Below are 19108 nucleotides of genomic sequence, written 5' to 3' on the forward strand. Positions count from 1 at the left end.
CAGGATGAATTATGGCGTTAACAACCCGATTAGTCATTTTGGCTGGTTTAATTGGCCTAATGTTTTATAACCTCAGTGACGAGCGCCTTGTCGCACTTATTATTGACTACCAGTTAGGCTGGTACAAGTTGGGCGTGCCACTTGCGTGGGGCTTGGTGTTGGGAGCCTTGCTGCAGTTGCTTGGGCTGAAGCAACTGCATAAATTTTTAGAGCCCATTACCTTTATTGCCGTATGTGTCATGACCATCGGATTAACCGGCGCTGCTGCTATTTTCGGTGCTCATCAAACGGCGATCTTGATGTTGCCAGCACTACAAATAGCGACCATAGGTTTGGGCGTTTATCTATTTGCCTATAGCTATGCACGCTTTGCCGGGGCACGAGAATCGTCATCAACTGCCACAGGCAAGGATGAGTGATGCTATTGAACTGCGATATGGGCGAGAGTTTTGGCGCCTGGCAGATGGGCAATGACGCGGCAGTGATGCCATACATTGATATGGCCAATATCGCCTGTGGCTTTCATGCGGGTAGCCCGACCATCATGGCTGAAACCGTAGCTTTGGCGAAACAGCACCAAGTATTGATTGGAGCGCATCCGGCGTATCCAGATTTAGAAGGGTTTGGGCGCCGTTCGATGAGTTTTCAGCAAAGCGAATTAGCCGCCATTTTAACCTATCAGATAGGGGCTATGGAGGCTATTTGTGCACAACAAGGGGAGACTTTAGCTTATGTTAAACCCCATGGCGCCTTGTATAACGATATGCAAAGTCAACCGCATTTGTTTGAGACGGTCGTGCAAGTGCTAGCGGAGCGTAATCGTCATCGTCAGCAACCCTTGCGCTTAATGACCCTAGCTCCGTTAGTTTCGGCCGCAAACACCGCCGCTACTTGGCAGCAACAACTTGCTCACCGCTACCGCGTGCCGTTATGGTTTGAGGCTTTTGCCGATCGGCGTTATGAGGCCAACGGTCAGTTACGTGCGAGGCGCCATGCCGATGCAGTGTTACAGACCAGCGCTGAGATTCTCAGCCAAGCCCAAGCGCTAGCCCAGCAACACCCCATTAACGCCAGTGATGGCAGTAGCATTCAGTTGCAGGCTGATACCTTGTGTGTACATGGTGATAATGCTGAGTCTATAGCTACGGTAGCGGCTATTCGTAAAGCCCTGACCGAGGTCACGCGGTCAACCACAGGTACGACCGCAGTCAAGCCGCAATGACAGCAAGGTTATCAGACTCCCAGCAGCCCCTAGCACAGGTGGAAATAGCTGCCGCAGATGCCTTGTTGGTTCGTTTTGCGAACCGAATTGATCGCAAGATTAATGCGCAAGTATTAGCTTTGCGAGACGCACTGCAACAGCGACAGCAGAGCGGCCAGTGGCCTTGGCTGCTGGAGCTAGCGCCGGCTTATCATAGTCTGTTGGTACAGTTAGATATTCGCCACATCATGCCCGATGCTGCCCAATATCAGCTCCAGCAGCTGTTAGCACAGCCCGAGCTGGTGCTGCAGTTGCAGGCTGCAACGCCAGCTAGTAAGCCTGATACAATCCACCAGATTGACGTGTGTTACCACCCCGAATTAGCCGCTGATTTGCAAGCTATTGCCAGCGCTGCGAATTTGTCAGTAGCCGAAGTGATAGCTTTGCATACCCAACCCACCTATCATGTGTATGCATTGGGGTTTGCGCCACAATTTGCTTATTTAGGAGATGTCCCTGAACCACTGCGAATGCCGCGTTTAGCCACGCCTCGACAACAGGTCCCCGCCGGGAGCGTAGCTATTGCCAATCAGCAAACAGCGATTTATCCGCGCACCTCGCCAGGTGGCTGGCAATTGATTGGACGAGCAGTAAGCTGGCCGCAGTTGCAAGCAGGTGATCAAGTTCGCTTCCGTTCGATTAGTTTAAGCTACTATCAACAAGCGGCAGCAGCCATTCACTCAGCGAGCGCGCGCGAATGAGCTTACGCATACTGCAATCTGGGCCGCTAACCACCCTGCAAGATTTTGGCAGATTTGGCTATCTACACCAGGGTATCAGTGTGGGCGGGCCTCTTGATGAGCAAGCTTTTCTGTGGGCTAATAGGTTGTTAAATAACCACTTTAATGCGGCCCAGCTAGAAATTACCTTGGGTGGCTTTCGTGCAGAATTTACCGCGGCTACGGCGTGGGTTGTGACAGGGGCTGAGCTGCCTATGAGCCTGAACGGTCAACCAGTGCCGGCGCAGCAGGTTCAACTGGCAGCGGCTGGTGACGTCCTGACGGTCGCACCGGGCGGAGTTGGCTTACGCGCTTACTTAGCTGTTGCTGGCGGCTTACTCGCCACGCCCGTCTACGGCAGCGTTGCTACCGTGGTGCGTGATGGCTTAGGAGGATTGCAGCAGCAGGGACAAGCAGTGCAAAGTGGCGATCAGATCGCTTACGCAACAGTGCCTGGTTATCGCACTCAGCTGGGGCGCCGCCCCGGGCGCAGCGTGGCGCCGCAGTTACCAACCGCAGCCACAGGCGCTCGCGACAAACCTGTTATTCTAGAGGTGATAGCTAGCGGACAGTATGCGCAGTTTGAACCGGAGCAACAGCAACTCTTTACGGATCAGCTGTACCAAGTGACGCCAGCCCAAGACCGGATGGGGGTGCGTTTAGCCGCAGCCGAGCCTTTGCAGTGGCCTCATGCACAAATCATTTCTGAGCCACTACCGGTCGGAGCTGTCCAAATTCCCCCCAACGGGCAACCGATTGTGATGCTCAAAGACCGGCAAACGCTGGGCGGTTATCCCAAACTAGCAACCCTAACGTGGCGGGCTCAGAACACGCTGGCGCAATTGCCAGCGGCTACGGAAATACAATTTCGCTGGGTTAGCGCAACCGCGGCAGCGCGCCACTTGCAGCAGGTTTATCAATTCTTTCAGGTGCAGCGTTAGGCCTTGCACCTATGCTAAGAACCTGCGATCATAGCGGTCATTTTTTCAGGTCTATTTACTGGAGACAACGAATCCATGGCAGCAGATGCGCCCCGTAGTAATTTCATTCGTCAAATTATCGATCAAGACCTAGCTTCAGGAAAGCATAACCAGGTACATACAAGGTTTCCGCCAGAGCCAAATGGTTTTTTACATATCGGTCATGCCAAATCCATCGTGTTGAACTTTGGCATTGCTGAAGACTATCAAGGCACCTGTAACTTACGCTTTGATGACACCAATCCGTTGAAAGAAAAAGTGGATTATGTGCACTCGATTCAAGCCGATGTGCAATGGCTGGGATACCACTGGAATGGTAAACCACGTTACTCATCTGATTATTTTGAGCAATTACACGGTTATGCGGTAGAGCTGATTGAAAAGGGCTTGGCTTATTGTGATTTTTCGAGCCAAGAACAAATGCGAGAAATGCGTGGCACCCTGAAGCAGCCGGGTAGCAATAGTCCTTATCGAGATACTAGCGTTGCAGAAAACCTGCAAATTTTCGCGGACATGACAGCGGGTAAGTATCAAGAAGGCGAAGTTTGTCTGCGTGCCAAAATCGATATGAGCTCACCTTTTATGTGCATGCGCGATCCGGTGATTTATCGGGTTCGGTTTGCTCATCATCACCAAACGGGTGACACTTGGTGTGTGTATCCTATGTACGATTTTACTCATTGTATTTCAGATGCTATTGAGGGGATCACCCATTCACTTTGTACCCTTGAGTTCCAAGATAACCGTCGCTTGTACGATTGGGTCTTGGATAACATCAGCATTGAATGCCACCCCCAGCAGATTGAGTTTTCGCGCTTAAACCTGCAATACACGGTGATGAGTAAACGTAAACTAAATCAATTGGTTGAAGAGCAACGAGTGAGTGGTTGGGATGACCCTCGTATGCCAACTATTGCTGGTATGCGTCGCCGCGGCTATACGCCGGCTTCTATCCGTGAGTTCTGTCACCGCATTGGTGTCACCAAAATGGATAATCAAGTAGAGATGAGCATGCTGGAGGCTTGTATTCGTGATGAGCTAAATCAGCATGCGCCTCGTGCGATGGCGGTATTAGATCCGGTGCGTTTGGTGATTGAGAACTATCCGCAGGATCACGTTGAACAACTGCAAGCGCCAAATCATCCGAATGATGACAGTATGGGCACTCGCACGGTACCTTTTGCGCGCGAAATATTGATTGAAGCCGATGATTTTCGTGAAGAAGCCAACAAAAAATACAAGCGTCTGGTGCTTGGAAAAGAAGTGCGGTTACGCAATGCCTATGTGATTAAAGCCGAGCGCGTTGAAAAAGACGAGCATGGCAATATCACCACTATTTTCTGTAGCTACGATGCTGATACTTTAGGCCAAGATCCTGCCGATGGACGTAAAGTAAAAGGCGTTATCCATTGGGTTGCAGCGGCTCATGCTAAACCAGCTGAGTTTAGGTTGTACGATCGCTTGTTCCAAGTGCCAAACCCAGCAGCAGAAGAAGATTTTGCGGCCACGCTTAATCCACAATCTTTAGTGGTTAAACATGGCTTTGTGGAAGCCTCGTTAGCTGACGCTCAGGTAGAAAAAGCTTATCAGTTTGAACGTATTGGCTACTTCTGTGCCGATAGCAAAGACCACAATGCTGAGCATTTGGTCTTCAACCAAACGGTAGGTTTACGTGATACTTGGTCCGATGAAGGCGAGTAAGCTAATTTAGCAAAAAGTTAAATAGATTTGCGTTACCGCAACTTTTAATGCCACAATCCCTGCTAGTAAAACAGCAGGGATTGTTTGTTAATGCCGTTACCGAAAAACCCATACCCCGATTTAAGTGATGCCCAAGTACGTGAGCAGTTGCAATGGCTTGAGACCATGATGACGCGCTCAAAAGTAGCGACTTGGAAGTTACATCGTCCCAGCATGAAAATGTTCATCAACTCGGCCCTAGCTGAGTTGTTAGGCCAGTCATGGCAGCGAGAACAAAGCTATCCTTTTGAGTTGTTAGTGGAAGCGATGCATGCAGAGTGTCGTCATTCGGCTATGGCTGTGATGCAACAATTGTGGGCTGGCGATCTTGAGCATGCTGATGTGATCTTTCGGGTGACAGCAGCACATGGCCAAGCGCGTACCATTCGCGATACAGTATCGGTGATTAGTCACGATCGGCAAGGGCAAGCTGAATGGCTCACCGGAGTCTGGATTGATATGACAGACACAGTGATGGCCCATCATCGCTTGGAGCGCATAGCTAGTACTGTGCCTGGGGTTATCTATCAGTTCTCTATGTATCCTGATGGGCGTATGTGTTTTCCTTACGCCAGTGCGGGTATCAAAGCTATTTATGGGGTTGATGCGGACGTTGTTAGCACCGATGGCAGTGCCGTGTTTGATGCCATTCATCCGGCTGATCGTGAACGGGTACGCAGTAGCATTCAGCAATCAGCCGAAAGTCTACAGCCTTGGTTTTGCGAGTATCGTATTGTACGAGGAGAACAAACCCGTTGGGTGGCCGGTAACGCTATGCCAGAACTGGATGCCGAAGGCGTGTATCACTGGTTTGGTCAGATCGTGGATACCACGTTAGATAAACAACGTGAGTTAGAGCTGGAAGAAAGCCGAATCACCTTAAAACGAGCCCAAGAAATAGCCGAGTTAGGTTACTGGAAAGCAAATTTTGCTACCGGCGAGCTCTATTGGTCAGATAAAATTTACGACATTTTCGGGCTCGATAAAGATACCGTAAAACCTAGTATTAGTTTGTTTCAGCAAGCTGTTCACCCAGACGATTTAGCGTTGGTGTTAGCGAGTGAACAACAGGCAAAAAAATTCGGCACGCACGATGTCGTGCATCGGATTATTCGCCCGGATGGCAGTGTTCGTTGGGTGCACGAGTTAGCTGACTATAACCAGTATATCCATGAAGACATTCTGATCGGGACAGTGCGAGATATCACGGAACAAAAAATTTATGAGCAAGAGCTTGAACGCTTGTCCATTACTGATGAATTAACAGGGGTTTATAATCGGCGCTATTTTATGCAGCAACTTGAGCAGTTGGTAGTGCGCTTTACGCCTTCTACCCAAGCCGTTGTAGCTATCTTTGATATTGATTATTTTAAACAGATTAACGATAACTACGGGCACGCCGAAGGTGATGCGGTGTTACGTCGCTTAGCTCAATTCATGCAACAGCAATTACGCCCCGGTGATATCTTCGCTCGTACTGGCGGAGAGGAGTTTGGATTGTTACTGCACCGCACTAATGCGGCAGATGCCAAGCGTCGCCTTAATGCAATTCGCATCTTAGTCAATGAATTAGAATTTGTGCCTAGCACAGGGACAGAGCAGCCTTATCGAGTATCGGCAACCATTGGTTTAACCAACGTGCATGTTGATGACGACAAGGATAGTGTGTTGTATCGAGCCGATCACGCCCTTTATTTTGGTAAAAACAAAGGGCGTAATTGTGTTATTTGGGCTGACGACGAGGCTGATGCCGACGTTGTCTAGGTTGTTGGGCTGGCTTTTTAGGAGCCGGCCGACCTTTGTTTAAATCAACCGGTTGGTAGCCAGGCGCACTGATACGTTCAAGTTTTTGATCAATCAACCGCTCAATAGCCTTGAGTTGTTTCACTTCTTCCGGGCTCACTAAGCTTAAGGCATGGCCACTAGCACCAGCACGTGCCGTACGGCCAATACGATGCACGTAGTCTTCGGCAACGTTAGGTAAGTCGTAGTTTACTACCAGTGGTAGTAAATCGATATCAATACCACGTGCAGCTATATCAGTAGCAACTAATACCTGTACTCGATTATTTTTGAAGTCATCCAGCGCTTTGGTACGGGCACCTTGGCTTTTATTGCCATGAATGGCGGCGGCCAAAAAACCATGCCCATCCAACTGCTTCACTAATCGATTAGCACCGTGCTTGGTACGAGTGAAGACCAACACTTGCGGTGTATTGCGTTCACGCAAGAGTTGCGCCAACAATTGCGTCTTCTGGTTTTGTTCAACACCATAGATGGATTGTTCGACTCGCTCAGCCGTAGTGTTTGGAGGGGCGACAGAAACTTCTACAGGATCATTCACCAAACCTTTTGCTAGCGCTCTAATCTCATCTGAAAACGTTGCTGAAAAAAGCAGGTTCTGGCGTTTCTTCGGTAAAATTCTTAAGATTTTCTTGATGTCGTGAATGAAGCCCATGTCTAGCATACGGTCTGCTTCGTCTAACACCAAAATCTCAAGCTGATTAAATTTGACGGCATTTTGTTGAAATAAATCTAATAACCGACCTGGGGTAGCAATGAGGATATCGACGCCTTTGCGAAGTTTCATCATCTGTGGGTTGATACCCACGCCGCCAAACACCACGGCAGAGGATAAACTCAGATTTCGACCGTAAGTAGCTACGCTTTCTGCCACTTGGGCAGCAAGTTCACGCGTAGGGGTCAGAATTAAAGCACGCACATGGTTTGAGCGTGCGCGCTCACCATCTTTGAGTAATTCTAAGATAGGTAAAGTAAAACCAGCGGTTTTGCCGGTTCCTGTTTGTGCTGCTGCCATCACATCTTTGCCTGCTAACACAGAAGGTATGGCTTGTTGTTGAATGGGGGTAGGGCTGGTATAACCTTGTTCGTTAAGAACACTTAAAACTTCTGGCGCTAGGCCTAAATCAGAAAAACTCATCAACGGCTGTGGTCTCTTTTTGCGTGAGGATGCTACCAGTATCACACTGGTAGCATCGGTATCTAGGTAGGATTATTCGCTACTTTGATTGTTTTCGCAGGTATCTGGTGACTGACATTCACCATACAAATACAAGCTATGATTGGTCAGTTTAACGTTATGTGCGGTAGCAATATCACGTTGACGCTGTTCAATCATTTCATCTTCAAATTCAAAAACATGACCACAGGTTAAACAGACCAGATGGTCGTGGTGGTCTTTATTGCTTAGCTCAAACAGTGAGCGACCGCCTTCAAAATGGTGACGACTTACAATACCTGCATCATCAAATTGGTTGAGAACGCGATACACGGTAGCTAAACCTATCTCTTCGTTTTTCTCCAACAAGATCTTATACACGTCTTCAGCACTTACGTGCTGATTAGCCGGGTTTTTGAGTATCTCCAGCACTTTAATCCGTGGTGAAGTTACTTTTAGTCCGGCTTTTTTCAGTTGTAATTCGTCTTTGCTGCTCATGTCTCTACATCGCTTAGTTAGGCGAGTTGGTCTAAGCCCATCTCTGTACGGATTTGCGCACACCATTGTTGCACGCGCTCTTTAGTGAGTTCAGGCTGACGATCTTCGTCGATGCCTAACCCAACAAAGTGGTCATCATCAACTAAAGCACGTGAGGCGTCAAATTGATATCCTGCGGTCGACCAGTGGCCAATGATAATTCCGCCACGTGCCTCAACGATATCGCGCACGGTTCCCATGGCATCAAGAAAATACTCAGCGTAATCTTCTTGGTCGCCACAACCAAAAATAGCAATCAGTTTGTTGTTGAAATCAATTTCTTCTAATTCAGGGAAGAAATCGTCCCAATCACATTGGGCTTCGCCGTAGTACCATGTTGGAATACCGAACATTAACAGGTCGTATGAGGCGATGTCTTCTTTGCTGGATTTGGCAATATCAAATACATCAATTAGGTTCTTACCTAATTCTTTTTGAATCATCTGTGCAACAGCTTCGGTGTTACCGGTGTCACTTCCAAAGAAAATACCAACACTAGCCATAAATTCGTTACTACCTACTTAACTGTGTATTACATGCCCGCTTCCCAAAAGGCTTGAATAATGCCTTTTGCGATAAAGCCAGCACAACCTAAAAATAAAACCAACCAAACGAACCAGCGGCCATACTTGGGTACGTTGCCTTTATTTAAAACGTCTTGAATAGCTAAGCCGATCAGCAAAAACAACACAGCAATGGCAAAATTCGTCGCAAGCGTTTCAATTAATTCGTAATGTTCTGACAACATAACAGCAACACCATTTCATTAGGCCGGAAAAATAAGCGCTGATTATAGCATGCAACCGGCTCAGGTGCGAGAATGTTGCTGGATAAATGCAAGCGCCAGACGGTTGAAAATACGTGGCTTTTCAGCATGCAGCCAATGCCCAGTACCCTCAATGATTTTCATCTCTATGTTACTGAAACGAGAACGAATTTCGTCCTCGTGTTGCGCTAATAAATAATCGGAATCGCCACCTTTGATAAACAAAATCGGGCCTTCATAGTGACCGTCGCGAACGGCGCCAGAAATCGCATCGTAACAGGTATCCAAGCGCGCTAACGGTAGCCGCCACTGATAGCCTGTGTCAGTGTGCCGCAGATTTTTCAGTAAAAACTGCCGCACGCCGCGGCTGTCAATACTTTTAGCCAGCTGGCGATCGGCATCTTGACGGTTAGTCACGGCGTCTAAATCCACGCTAATAAGAGCTTCCAGAATATGCCGATGGCGCGGGTCATAAGCTACAGGAGAGATGTCCGCCGCTATGACACTAAGGGTTCTATCGGGATAGGTTAGAGCGAACTCCATCGCAATCTTACCGCCCATCGAATGCCCGACCACATGTATTTGGTGTAATTGCAAATGGTCTAAAGTGGCAGCGAGGGCTGCTGCCATACTGGCATAATCCATCTTAGCAAATTCAGGAGAATCACCGTGGTTAGGAGCATCAACTAACAGCACTGGATAATGCTCGGCTAATTCTTTTGCTAAACTTTTTAAGTTATCTAAATCGCCGAACAAACCATGCAATAGCACCACGGGGGCCTGCTGCTTAGCTGCATCTGGTGACGGGCCGAGCTGTTCAAAATTAAGAATCTGTGCGTTACTCATGTTGAATTCCTGTACCCTTGGCGTTGCTTGGGTATAATAGCGTTTTGGTGAACCTTGTAAAACCACCCACAACTTAAAAGAAGCGAACGGGTAATGACAAAACGCATTGAAATTGATGACGAATTATACCGATTTATTGCCGGTCATACACTGCATATTGGCGAGAGTGCTTCGGCTATTTTACGCCGGCTGCTAAATTTACCTGCGGTAGTAGCTACCACCAGTACCACCGAGGCTGGTAGCGAACAGCCCACTGCTGCACCGGTAGTTGCTCAGCCACCAACCACACAACAAGCGATTGTGAACGCCAGTGAGCGCACGGAAAAGTTATCTACGCCAGCCGGTCGGCAGATTTTTGATGTGATGACCCGAGCCGATTTAGCCGGGCAACGCAGCGTTGTCGCACGCTTTCTCTATATTCTTAGTATGCTTTATAAATGCCACGCTAAGCAGTTTGACCAAGTGCTGCAGATTAGCGGTCGCGACCGCCAATATTTTGCGAAATCTGAAGCTGAATTAGCGGCCAGTGGCACCAGCACTAATCCCAAGCAGATTCCGGATGCACCTTATTACGTGGTGACTAATAATAACACCACCCGCAAGAAATCGATGTTAACGCAGGTGGCACTTGAGTTAGGTTACAGCGAGCAACAGGCAGAAAAAATCAGGGACTTTTTATAATGGCGATACATGCACGGGCCGGACAGCCCGCACAAGCAGAAGATTTGACCAATATTGCGCAGTTAGTTAGCGCATATTTTGTCAATGATGTGGACCCTCGCGATCCAGCGCAACAGGTAAAATTCGGTACTTCAGGGCATCGTGGTTGTGCCTTAGACTGCTCCTTTAATGAGGCACACATTCTAGCTATCAGCCAAGCCTTGGTGCGCTATCGTGAAGAGCAGGGGATTACTGGGCCATTATTGGTGGGGCGGGATACCCATGCTTTGTCTGAAGCCGCATTTATGACGGCCCTAGAAGTTTTTATTGGTAATGGCATTGAAGTACAGGTTCAAGCCGATGATGGCTACACGCCAACGCCGGTCATCAGTCATGCAATTTTGCGTTATAACCGCGGTCGTACTCGCGATCTAGCGGACGGAGTGGTGATTACACCTTCGCACAATCCACCAACCGATGGCGGCTTCAAATACAATCCTCCACACGGTGGCCCTGCCGATACTGATGCTACCAAAGTCATTGAAAAATATGCGAATGCGTTATTATCATCAGAGCTTTTGGGCGTAGAAGCCGTGTCCTATGCTGAGGTACGAGCTAGTCGCTTACTGCAGCAAGTGGATTGGCGCCAGGCGTACATAGATAGTCTGCCTGAAGTGATTGATATGGAAGCTATCGCCAAGCAAAAGATTCGGATTGGCGTGGATGCGATGGGCGGTGCTGGCGCAAGTTATTGGGCCCTAATTGCAGAGCAATACGGCTTAGACATCGAGGTTCATAACGCCGCGGTAGATGCTAGTTTCCGGTTTATGAGCCTTGATAAAGACGGCAAAATTCGAATGGACTGTTCGTCTCCTTATGCTATGGCGTCCTTATTAAAATACAAAGATAACTACGATATCGCCGTAGGTAACGACCCTGATTATGATCGTCACGGTATAGTAACGCCTACCCATGGTTTGATGAATCCTAACCACTATTTAGCTGTTGCGATTGATTATTTGTGTTCACAGCGCCAATGGTCGTCAACTCTGGCTATTGGTAAAACCTTGGTATCTAGTGCAATGATTGATCGTGTCGTCGCTGCGCATCAACGTGAGCTGCGCGAGATGCCGGTTGGGTTTAAATGGTTTGCGCAAGAATTGCATCAGGGCATCACGGCGTTTGCCGGTGAAGAAAGTGCCGGTGCAACTTTTCTAGACAAGCAAGGGCAAGCTTGGACCACCGATAAAGACGGTATCATTTTAGCGCTATTGGCGGCTGAGATTTGTGCGGTAACAGGGCGTAACCCTAGCCAACATTACGATGATCTCTGTGCCAAGCATGGTACCAGTTATTATCAACGCGTGGATGTCAGTTCATCGAGCGAGCTGAATGCCGCTTTTGGTGATATTCGTGCCTATAAGCTAAAGATTGCTGAGCTAGCAGGTGACAGTGTGCTAGATATTACCACCAAAGCACCGGCCAACGGTGCCCTTATTGGCGGGGTTAAAGTCACCACAGCCAATGGGTGGTTTGCGGCTCGGCCATCAGGTACTGAGCCAGTGTATAAGATCTATTGTGAGAGCTTTGTCAGCGCTGAACATCTTGCTGAAATGACCAGCCAAGCTCAGCAACTGGTGCATATCTGGCTGCAGGGTTAACGCCCCGCAGCAGCTTCGTCGTCTTGATACTCTTGCTCATCAGCTAAGCTGGTGAGCAATTCATCGGAGGTTTGGGTCGGGGTTAACATCGCGTAAGCACTGTGACTTTGGTCTTCAGGTTTGGCACGGCGAGTCACACGATAGAGTGAGTAGCCGCAGACAATACTGGTGAGCACCATAATCAATAAAAAGAAGTAATCTACCGCACCAAACTGCATCAATGCTGCCACCGATGGTGCGCCTATGATTGAACCCATGCCACCTACTTTTATGATGGCCCCAGTTGCACCAACCATTTGGTCTTTATCTAAAAAGTCGTTGGTGTGAGCCATGCCGAGAGAATAGAGTGGCAGGGCGCAAGCGCCAAACAAACCTACACATAAATAGATTAACCACACCGTTTCTGAACCCAATTGTGATAACACAAAGGCCATGATGGCGGCAGTACCAGCACAGGCAGCCATAATAAAGCGTCTATCGATGCGATCTGATAATAAACCTATTGGCGCCTGTGCCAACATGCCGCCTAAAATAAAGGCGGCCATAAATAACGATACTTGCCCTACGCTTAAGCCGATATAGGTGGCGTACATCGGGCCGATGCCATAGAACATGGCATAACAAGCTTGCATGATAAAGGCACTTACCATGCCCAAAGGCACTACCTTCAATAATGAGCGAATGGGCACTTTCTTGGCTTCGTGGGTGGTTGGTTCAACAGTCACGCTGATTAAGATCGGGATCAACGCTAAGTTGATCAGCAGGGCAACAATCGCAAAGGCAAGGAACCCAGCCGGGTCAGCAACCCCGAGAATCAATTGCCCAGCCACTAAACCACCGTAAATAAGTACTAAATAGACCGACAACAAGGTGCCACGGTTTTTATTGTCAGCCATGGTGTTGAGCCAGCTTTCCACGATCACAAAGATGGCAGAGATAGCAAAACCGGTCAAAAAGCGCATTAGGAACCAGACTACCGGATTAACCCAAATGGCTTGAATTAGAATAGAGGCAGCCGCTAAGGCTGCTAAGCCACCGAAAGCGCGAATGTAGCCAACCCGCCGAATATCTTTCGGGGCCCGAGTGGTGCCAAATAAGAAGCCGATAAAATACGCTGACATGATCACCCCGGTGGTGAGGGTGCCGAAGTCTTCAATGGTAGCGCGCAAACTCAACAAGGTGCTGGTCATGCCGGTACAAATACCAATTAGGGTAATGCTGGTCAGCAGAGAGCTAATAGCGCGCAGTTGTTGTTTTAACATGGCGGCAATCCTTGTGCGTTGCGGTGTATTTTTGGGCGGCAATGATGGAAAGTTTACCACGTTGTGAAAAATTCGGAAACGTCAAGAGGTTATCCACAGCTTGTTACTTGCTCCTGGTTCGTAGGCTGTTTATGATGCACCTATTGTTCTTATCTGAGGTTGCTATGATCGCTGCAGTGATGAAACCCCTATGGCTGGCATTGACGCTAGCACTGGTCTTAGTGGCAGCTACGCCAGCGCCGGTCCAGGCGGCACTTGAGTTGACCCGCATGTATCAGGCGCAAATCGCCGTGAATGACCAATCGGTGGCACAACGTAACCAAGCGTTGCGTGAAGCACTCACCTATACCTTATTAAAAGTTTCTGGCGACGAGCAGGTGTTATCCCACGACTTAGTGCAATCGGCATTGCAAAATGTGAGTAAATTTGTGGTGCAGTATGGTTATCGGCAAGCGCCTGCAGTAACCCAGCCAAAAAGTAACTCCAGTAACCTTAGTAATGATGATACAAGTCCAGCTCCAGCGCGAGAGTTACAGCTATGGGTACAATTTGACCAACCGCAAATAGACCGTTTGTTACAAGAAGCGGGTTCTGGCGTCTGGAGTAATTTACGCCCGGAGTTGTTAATTTGGACTGTCTATGAAGACCTCAACTTGCGGCGGCGGTTACTCGGTAGTGGTGATAATCACGAGGCTAGCGAGTTCATGCAGCAGTTGGTGACACATGCCAATGCCCGCGGTTTACCCATTAAGCTGCCCTTATTAGACCTAAATGACAGTATGTCATTAAGTGTGCTTGACGTGTGGGCGCGGTTTGAGGATACCTTAGCTTTTGCCAGTAGTCGTTATAGCCCAGACGGTGTTATTACGGCTCGTGTATACCAGGCCGAGCCAACCCCCAGCGATGCCGCAATAGAAGGTGCCGCCGAGTCAGCCCCGCAATGGGTACTTGATTGGGTCTTACAATTAGGCGAGCTGCGTTGGCGGGGCGAGGTGAGTAGTTCCGAACAAGTGCAATTAGCTCAGCTTTTTATTAGTGATGTAACGGCACAATTGGCACAAAGATACCGGATCAGTAGCCATGCCGGTAGCACTCAACAATGGCAACTGCAGGTACAAAATGTCACCTCGTTAACGCAGGCTATCGCCGCCGAGCAATTCTTGTTAGCCTTGCCGTCGGTGGCAAATGTGCAAATTGAGGCTTATGGCGAGCACACCGCACAATTTAATTTATTGCTGCAAACCAATCCCGGCCAAATTCTGCAAGCTATCGATCTATCCAAGCAGATGCGACCAGTCTCGGTGCCTGGGCACGAGACTGAGCCAGCGCAACCCAATTATCGCGAACGCTTCTTGGCACCACAGACGCCAGAACAACCACCAAAAACACCGCCGATGCCGGTGTATCGTTGGGTTGGTAGCGAATGACGCAAGCCCAATTACCTCTTGCTATTCAGCTTCCTGATGATGAAACTTTTGCGACCTTTGTGGTGGGGGACAATCAGGATGCGCTAGCGCTGGCGCTTACACACACCGACACCTTACTGTACTTGTGGGGTGCTCATGGCGTGGGTAAAAGCCATTTATTACATGCCATCTGTGCAGAAACGCAAGAACCTTTGATGTACGTGTCGTTACGCGAGCTTTATGGGCAAGTGCAACCACAGGTTCTGCAGGGATTAGAGCGCTACAAGTTAATTTGTCTCGACGATATTGATAGCGTAAGCCATGATCCTGATTGGTGCTATGAGCTATTTGCCTTGTTGAATCGCTGTCGCGACCAACAAGTACAACAGCCGCAACAGGCGTCGCGATTATTGGTGACGGCGCATGCCGGGCCTGCTGCATTAGAAGTGGCCTTGGCCGATGTGCATTCGCGGTTACAGTGGGGTGTGGCACTGCAACTGAAAAGCTTAAGTGATGGCGACAAAGCGCAAGCGCTGCAACTACGAGCAAAAACCTTAGGCTTGCATTTAAGTGCAGATACTGCGCAATTTATGGTGCAGCGCTTGGGGCGTGATATGCGTACGTTGATGGCTTGCTTGAAGCAACTAGATAGAGCATCGATTGTCGCCAAACGGCGCCTAACCACGCCGTTTGTCAAACATGTCTTGGGTATTTAGGTTTGGTCTTTGAGTTTCTTCAGCCCTAAGCCCTGAGCTCGGCCTTGAGTGCGGGCGTAGCCGGTGCAGCCAACAAACGCAATACAAGTTAAGACAAGCTCGGCTACCGCTAGATATTTAGCCTCGGTAGCTACCCACAACAGCGTTAAACTATGTAAAAAATACCACATCAAAATGAAGTTGGCCCACGCATGAGTGTATGGTTTGCCGCGAATGATACCGGGCGTAGCAAACAGCAAGGGTAGTACCCAAAACAGCAACCGAAAGGTCAAACTGAGCTCGCTCGTTTGGGTGTAAAACAGTTGCCACAGCACCATAAACAATAATAATCCGATATAGCCAGTTAAAGCCATAACCCGAAACGTACGAATGGTTTCAGCAGAGGCAATAGGTTTACTGGCGTTAGCATCGTTCGTCATAGAATTCTCACCGTTGTTTGACCGTCAAGAGATGGGTTTAAGCAGCCGCTTTTAAGGTAATCGCGAGGCTGGCAACGCGCCGGCCTAGCGCAATAGCACAGGCATATTCGTCCTTACTCAACGCCGTTGCAGCATGGCCAACATGGCTGGCACCGTAAGGTGAGCCACCGGTTTGGGTGGTTTGAATAGCCGGCTCAGTGTAAGGAATACCGCATAGCATCATGCCATGATGTAACAAAGGTACCGCCATCGCTAACAAGGTTGATTCTTGCCCACTATGCATACTACTGCCAGAGGTAAAAACCGCCGCAGGTTTGTCTTGTAAGCTACCTTTTAACCAAGCTCCGGCCGTGGTTTCCCAAAATTGCTGTAAATGTGCACTCATGTGACCAAAGCGAATAGGGCTACCTAAAATTAATCCGTCACATTGGTTAAGCTCATCAGCGCTAAGCTCTAAATCACGTGCGCTGGCTGGCTCACCTGGTGCTGCGACCGTGCGTAGCAGGGCAACTGCACCCGTTTGTTCAACCCCAGCAGCAATCGCATCAGCGAGTAACTGAGTACTGCCATTACGGCTGTAATACAAAATAATAATCTGAGTTAGGTTGGCATCTGCCATGGCTGTCGTCCTTAGGCCAGTAGCTCAAGCACAGCCTCAGGCGGACGCCCCAAGCGAGCTTGCTCAGCGCGCACCACGATGGGGCGCTCAATTAACTTCGGATGAGCCACCATAGCTTCAAGTAGAGCTTGCTCGTTGGTTTCTTCGGCCAGATTCAGCTCTTGATAAATGGCTTCTTTGGAGCGGATCAATTCCCGCGCCGAAACCATGCCGAGTTGCTTGACTAACGTAGCTAGCTGACTTACCGTCAGCGGAGTTTTAAGGTACTCAACAACCTCAATCGATGCTCCTTGTTGCTCTAGCAACTGCAAGGTTTGTCGACTCTTCGAACAACGAGGATTGTGGTATATGGTGACAGTAGTCATGTCTGAGTATCCTTTTGGCTAAAATCTACGTATAACAAGAATAAGAGTAAATTACGCAATAGCTTAAGGGAAAGCATATGGTTTGTCGATTATTGAAAGGCGCAGGACAACTGGCAGGTGTAACCTTGCTAGCACTCACGTTAACGGCCTGTAGCAACGAGCCTGAGGCTGATTTTCATTCAGATCAACATGGGCCAGAGCAATGGCAACAGTTGCAAGGACGTTACGTGGTAGTGAACTATTTTGCAGAATGGTGCGCGCCTTGTTTACGTGAGCTGCCTGAACTCAATGAGTTTCATCATTTGTACGGTGACCAAGTGAGCCTTTACGGGGTGAGTTTCGATGGCTTAGACAACGTTGAGCTAGCTGCCTTGCGAGAGCAATACAGTATTGAGTTTCCTCTCATTCAAAATCAGCCCTTGCCGAATTTGCCGTTCGCCACCCCGAATGCGTTACCAGCTACTTATATTGTCACCCCTGCGGGTGAAGTAAAAGGGCCGTTATTAGGTGAGCAAACCATTCAATCGCTGAAAAATGCCACCGGCTTGAATTAATTACGGAGCTCGTCAACTTGCCGCTTCTGCTCCATGAGTTTATCGATGCGAGCTTGTAAGCGGCGTTTGTCGAGGTCGTGTGCGTTTTGCTTATGGGCGCTATGGAGATAATTAATCGATTGATCGAAAGCACCATGCAGCGCTGCCAAGTCTGCTTGCACTTCGTACATGCCACTAATATTGCCATTTAATCGATAGGCCGTAGAGAGTAAATCTAAACTTACGATATCTTGCGGATTGCGTTGTAAAAAATCACGCAGTAAATCGATAGCCAGCTGAAACTTGCGCGCTTTTACCGCGGCGTTGGCAAAGTTTAAGGTAATGGTACGTTCATTAGGCTGTCGCATATAGGCTTGCTCTAGCAATCTTAAAGCCTCGCCATAGCGTTCTTGCCCTAATAAAATATCCGTTTGCACATCAAGATAGAACGTATTGCGAGGGTCTGCTTGCAGCAAAGGTGCCAGCGTTGCGGCTGCTTGCTGGTGCTGATTGTCGTCGAGATACCAAATCGCCAAGCCGTAGCGAGCTGCAGTTGCATATTCAGCAACATTAGAACTCATAGCTCGTTGCAATTCAGCTTCAGATTTTTGCCGTAAATGTCTGGTTTCGGCTCGTATTTTTGCTAACCAGAATTGCTGTTCATCGCGTTTAACCACTCTTGGCATTAGCGCTACTCGCTGCCGCGTGTCAGCCACCCGTGATTCAGTATAAGGGTGGGTTTGTAAAAACTCAGGTAGGCGCGTGGCGTAGCGATACTGCTCTGCTAAGCGGCCGAAGAAATCGGGCGCGCCGTTTGGATCAAAGCCCGCTCGCGCAAGAATATCGATACCGACCCGGTCGGCTTCTTGCTCAAATTGCCGAGTGTAGTTGATTTGTACCTGTTGCGCCCCTGCCGTGGTGGTGGTCATTGCCGCCATGCCTAGGGTAGGGTTAATCACTGCCAATAATAAAGACCCTAGAAAAGCTGACATAGTGGTAGCGGAATTAGCCTGCATACGCTCCATATTTCGCACTATGTGACGTTGCGAGACGTGGGCGATTTCGTGACCTACTACCGCCGCTAATTCAGATTCAGTGCGGGCAGCAGCGATTAATCCGGTATGCACACCAATATGCCCACCAAAGAAGGCAAACGCGTTAATGGCGTCATTATTTACCCAGAAAAAAGTATAGGGGAAACGCACATTGTCGGTAACCCGAACCATACGGCTGCCCATATCATGCAGGTATTCATCTAATACCGGATCGTGAATAAGTGGCGCCGATGCACGTATTTGTCGCATATAAAGATCGCCATAAATAAGCTCACGTTCAATCGACATCACCCCTGCGCCAGCGGTACCTATCTCTGGCAGCCGGTCTTGGGCGCTAACTGGGGTCGAGGTGGTTGCCGATAAACTTAAAAGTAAGCTTAAAGCTATCGCACTGAAAGCCCCGGCACTCGTCTTGAGCGCTGCTTTAGGAGATGTCTTTGATTTGCTAGATAGTGCTAAATGACGCTTCAACTGCATGATTTCTTACCTTAAATGATGTAGCTATGAGTCTAGTTGACTGAAAAGGTTCCGTGAATTTCAGTTCAGCTACTGTAACTCTTAGCCCGACCCAGCTATCATGTGATATCTCACAAGCAACTGCAAA

General features: G+C 48.8%; 21 protein-coding genes. 11 read left to right on the forward strand and 10 right to left on the reverse strand.

Going from position 1 to position 19108, the window contains the following annotated elements; all coding sequences use genetic code 11:
• The first annotated feature begins 11 nt into the window (after positions 1 to 11).
• The 6 genes from NOG12_RS01100 (at position 12) to NOG12_RS01125 (ending at position 6464) form a co-directional block, all read left to right on the forward strand.
• Complete coding sequence (locus tag NOG12_RS01100; RefSeq protein WP_313932178.1) at positions 12 to 419, forward strand: hypothetical protein; 408 nt, start codon at positions 12 to 14, stop codon at positions 417 to 419.
• Positions 419 to 1222, forward strand: a complete 804-nt coding sequence (locus NOG12_RS01105; protein ID WP_313932179.1) for a 5-oxoprolinase subunit PxpA — start codon at positions 419 to 421, stop codon at positions 1220 to 1222. The genes NOG12_RS01100 and NOG12_RS01105 overlap by 1 nt, the downstream gene beginning before the upstream one ends.
• Positions 1219 to 1962 carry a 5-oxoprolinase subunit B family protein gene (locus tag NOG12_RS01110; protein WP_313932180.1) on the forward strand — a complete coding sequence of 248 codons (744 nt, stop codon included), beginning with the start codon at positions 1219 to 1221 and terminating at the stop codon, positions 1960 to 1962. The genes NOG12_RS01105 and NOG12_RS01110 overlap by 4 nt, the downstream gene beginning before the upstream one ends.
• Positions 1959 to 2921 carry a 5-oxoprolinase subunit C family protein gene (locus tag NOG12_RS01115; RefSeq protein ID WP_313932181.1) on the forward strand — a complete coding sequence of 321 codons (963 nt, stop codon included), beginning with the start codon at positions 1959 to 1961 and terminating at the stop codon, positions 2919 to 2921. The genes NOG12_RS01110 and NOG12_RS01115 overlap by 4 nt, the downstream gene beginning before the upstream one ends.
• Positions 2922 to 2996: 75 nt before the next feature.
• Positions 2997 to 4661 carry a glutamine--tRNA ligase gene (gene glnS, locus NOG12_RS01120; RefSeq protein ID WP_313932182.1) on the forward strand — a complete coding sequence of 555 codons (1665 nt, stop codon included), beginning with the start codon at positions 2997 to 2999 and terminating at the stop codon, positions 4659 to 4661.
• Positions 4662 to 4751: 90 nt separating this feature from the next.
• Entirely contained in the window at positions 4752 to 6464 is a 1713-nt protein-coding gene (locus NOG12_RS01125; protein WP_153826050.1) for a sensor domain-containing diguanylate cyclase, read from the forward strand.
• On the opposite strand, the gene NOG12_RS01130 is transcribed toward NOG12_RS01125, so the two are convergent.
• The 5 genes from NOG12_RS01130 to NOG12_RS01150 form a co-directional block, all read right to left on the reverse strand.
• The gene (locus tag NOG12_RS01130; RefSeq protein ID WP_153826051.1) at positions 6424 to 7641 is read right to left on the reverse strand and encodes a DEAD/DEAH box helicase; all 1218 of its coding nucleotides are present in this window, start codon (positions 7639 to 7641) and stop codon (positions 6424 to 6426) included. The two genes, NOG12_RS01125 and NOG12_RS01130, sit on opposite strands and share 41 nt — an antisense overlap.
• A 72-nt stretch (positions 7642 to 7713) precedes the next feature.
• Positions 7714 to 8157, reverse strand: coding sequence for a ferric iron uptake transcriptional regulator (gene fur, locus NOG12_RS01135; RefSeq protein ID WP_110075319.1), 444 nt, complete (start codon positions 8155 to 8157; stop codon positions 7714 to 7716).
• Between the two features lie 17 nt (positions 8158 to 8174).
• The gene (fldA, locus tag NOG12_RS01140) at positions 8175 to 8699 is read right to left on the reverse strand and encodes a flavodoxin FldA (protein WP_110075318.1); all 525 of its coding nucleotides are present in this window, start codon (positions 8697 to 8699) and stop codon (positions 8175 to 8177) included.
• Between the two features lie 29 nt (positions 8700 to 8728).
• Positions 8729 to 8944, reverse strand: a complete 216-nt coding sequence (locus NOG12_RS01145) for a DUF2788 domain-containing protein (protein WP_313932183.1) — start codon at positions 8942 to 8944, stop codon at positions 8729 to 8731.
• A gap of 60 nt (positions 8945 to 9004) precedes the next feature.
• Positions 9005 to 9808, reverse strand: a complete 804-nt coding sequence (locus NOG12_RS01150) for an alpha/beta fold hydrolase (protein WP_153826053.1) — start codon at positions 9806 to 9808, stop codon at positions 9005 to 9007.
• A 93-nt stretch (positions 9809 to 9901) separates the two neighbouring features.
• Between NOG12_RS01150 and seqA the strand changes: the two genes are divergently transcribed.
• Together seqA and pgm are read left to right on the forward strand one after the other, a co-directional pair.
• On the forward strand, positions 9902 to 10489 hold the full coding sequence (gene seqA / locus NOG12_RS01155) for a replication initiation negative regulator SeqA (protein WP_153826054.1): 588 nt from the start codon (positions 9902 to 9904) through the stop codon (positions 10487 to 10489).
• Positions 10489 to 12129, forward strand: coding sequence for a phosphoglucomutase (alpha-D-glucose-1,6-bisphosphate-dependent) (pgm, locus tag NOG12_RS01160; protein WP_153826055.1), 1641 nt, complete (start codon positions 10489 to 10491; stop codon positions 12127 to 12129). Before seqA ends, pgm begins: the two co-directional genes overlap by 1 nt.
• Here pgm and NOG12_RS01165 read toward each other — a convergent pair.
• Complete coding sequence (locus NOG12_RS01165) at positions 12126 to 13391, reverse strand: MFS transporter (protein WP_153826056.1); 1266 nt, start codon at positions 13389 to 13391, stop codon at positions 12126 to 12128. The two genes, pgm and NOG12_RS01165, sit on opposite strands and share 4 nt — an antisense overlap.
• A gap of 131 nt (positions 13392 to 13522) precedes the next feature.
• Here NOG12_RS01165 and NOG12_RS01170 point away from each other — a divergent pair, with 131 nt between their 5' ends.
• Entirely contained in the window at positions 13523 to 14818 is a 1296-nt protein-coding gene (locus NOG12_RS01170; RefSeq protein ID WP_313932184.1) for a DUF2066 domain-containing protein, read from the forward strand.
• A complete protein-coding gene (hda, locus tag NOG12_RS01175) occupies positions 14815 to 15513 on the forward strand; it encodes a DnaA regulatory inactivator Hda (protein WP_110075311.1) in 699 nt (232 codons plus the stop codon). Before NOG12_RS01170 ends, hda begins: the two co-directional genes overlap by 4 nt.
• On the opposite strand, the gene NOG12_RS01180 is transcribed toward hda, so the two are convergent.
• The 3 genes from NOG12_RS01180 to arsC are packed head-to-tail and all read right to left on the reverse strand — an operon-like array spanning position 15510 to position 16916.
• Positions 15510 to 15932 (reverse strand): DUF2069 domain-containing protein, encoded by a 423-nt coding sequence (locus tag NOG12_RS01180; protein WP_313932185.1) that lies wholly within the window; start codon positions 15930 to 15932, stop codon positions 15510 to 15512. The genes hda and NOG12_RS01180 overlap by 4 nt on opposite strands.
• Before the next feature lie 37 nt (positions 15933 to 15969).
• Positions 15970 to 16551 (reverse strand): flavodoxin family protein, encoded by a 582-nt coding sequence (locus NOG12_RS01185; RefSeq protein WP_110075310.1) that lies wholly within the window; start codon positions 16549 to 16551, stop codon positions 15970 to 15972.
• Positions 16552 to 16562: 11 nt separating this feature from the next.
• A complete protein-coding gene (gene arsC / locus NOG12_RS01190; RefSeq protein WP_313932186.1) occupies positions 16563 to 16916 on the reverse strand; it encodes an arsenate reductase (glutaredoxin) in 354 nt (117 codons plus the stop codon).
• A 77-nt stretch (positions 16917 to 16993) separates the two neighbouring features.
• Here arsC and NOG12_RS01195 point away from each other — a divergent pair, with 77 nt between their 5' ends.
• The gene (locus tag NOG12_RS01195) at positions 16994 to 17470 is read left to right on the forward strand and encodes a TlpA family protein disulfide reductase (RefSeq protein ID WP_313932187.1); all 477 of its coding nucleotides are present in this window, start codon (positions 16994 to 16996) and stop codon (positions 17468 to 17470) included.
• On the opposite strand, the gene bepA is transcribed toward NOG12_RS01195, so the two are convergent.
• Positions 17467 to 18981 (reverse strand): beta-barrel assembly-enhancing protease, encoded by a 1515-nt coding sequence (bepA, locus tag NOG12_RS01200; protein WP_313932188.1) that lies wholly within the window; start codon positions 18979 to 18981, stop codon positions 17467 to 17469. The two genes, NOG12_RS01195 and bepA, sit on opposite strands and share 4 nt — an antisense overlap.
• Positions 18982 to 19108: the final 127 nt, after the last annotated feature.

Source organism: Pseudidiomarina fusca (assembly GCF_032227045.1).
Classification (GTDB): domain Bacteria; phylum Pseudomonadota; class Gammaproteobacteria; order Enterobacterales; family Alteromonadaceae; genus Pseudidiomarina; species Pseudidiomarina fusca.

Bases quoted from the DNA above. Each gene is read 5' to 3' on its own strand.
- NOG12_RS01180 (WP_313932185.1), bottom strand. From the start codon at position 15,932: ATGACGAACGATGCTAACGCCAGTAAACCTATTGCCTCTGCTGAAACC.
- seqA (WP_153826054.1), top strand. From the start codon at position 9,902: ATGACAAAACGCATTGAAATTGATGACGAATTATACCGATTTATTGCC.
- fldA (WP_110075318.1), bottom strand. From the start codon at position 8,699: ATGGCTAGTGTTGGTATTTTCTTTGGAAGTGACACCGGTAACACCGAA.
- NOG12_RS01185 (WP_110075310.1), bottom strand. From the start codon at position 16,551: ATGGCAGATGCCAACCTAACTCAGATTATTATTTTGTATTACAGCCGT.
- NOG12_RS01125 (WP_153826050.1), top strand. From the start codon at position 4,752: ATGCCGTTACCGAAAAACCCATACCCCGATTTAAGTGATGCCCAAGTA.
- hda (WP_110075311.1), top strand. From the start codon at position 14,815: ATGACGCAAGCCCAATTACCTCTTGCTATTCAGCTTCCTGATGATGAA.
- NOG12_RS01110 (WP_313932180.1), top strand. From the start codon at position 1,219: ATGACAGCAAGGTTATCAGACTCCCAGCAGCCCCTAGCACAGGTGGAA.
- NOG12_RS01100 (WP_313932178.1), top strand. From the start codon at position 12: ATGGCGTTAACAACCCGATTAGTCATTTTGGCTGGTTTAATTGGCCTA.
- NOG12_RS01165 (WP_153826056.1), bottom strand. From the start codon at position 13,391: ATGTTAAAACAACAACTGCGCGCTATTAGCTCTCTGCTGACCAGCATT.
- NOG12_RS01145 (WP_313932183.1), bottom strand. From the start codon at position 8,944: ATGTTGTCAGAACATTACGAATTAATTGAAACGCTTGCGACGAATTTT.
- fur (WP_110075319.1), bottom strand. From the start codon at position 8,157: ATGAGCAGCAAAGACGAATTACAACTGAAAAAAGCCGGACTAAAAGTA.
- arsC (WP_313932186.1), bottom strand. From the start codon at position 16,916: ATGACTACTGTCACCATATACCACAATCCTCGTTGTTCGAAGAGTCGA.
- NOG12_RS01195 (WP_313932187.1), top strand. From the start codon at position 16,994: ATGGTTTGTCGATTATTGAAAGGCGCAGGACAACTGGCAGGTGTAACC.
- NOG12_RS01130 (WP_153826051.1), bottom strand. From the start codon at position 7,641: ATGAGTTTTTCTGATTTAGGCCTAGCGCCAGAAGTTTTAAGTGTTCTT.
- bepA (WP_313932188.1), bottom strand. From the start codon at position 18,981: ATGCAGTTGAAGCGTCATTTAGCACTATCTAGCAAATCAAAGACATCT.
- NOG12_RS01150 (WP_153826053.1), bottom strand. From the start codon at position 9,808: ATGAGTAACGCACAGATTCTTAATTTTGAACAGCTCGGCCCGTCACCA.
- NOG12_RS01105 (WP_313932179.1), top strand. From the start codon at position 419: ATGCTATTGAACTGCGATATGGGCGAGAGTTTTGGCGCCTGGCAGATG.
- NOG12_RS01170 (WP_313932184.1), top strand. From the start codon at position 13,523: ATGATGCACCTATTGTTCTTATCTGAGGTTGCTATGATCGCTGCAGTG.
- NOG12_RS01115 (WP_313932181.1), top strand. From the start codon at position 1,959: ATGAGCTTACGCATACTGCAATCTGGGCCGCTAACCACCCTGCAAGAT.
- pgm (WP_153826055.1), top strand. From the start codon at position 10,489: ATGGCGATACATGCACGGGCCGGACAGCCCGCACAAGCAGAAGATTTG.
- glnS (WP_313932182.1), top strand. From the start codon at position 2,997: ATGGCAGCAGATGCGCCCCGTAGTAATTTCATTCGTCAAATTATCGAT.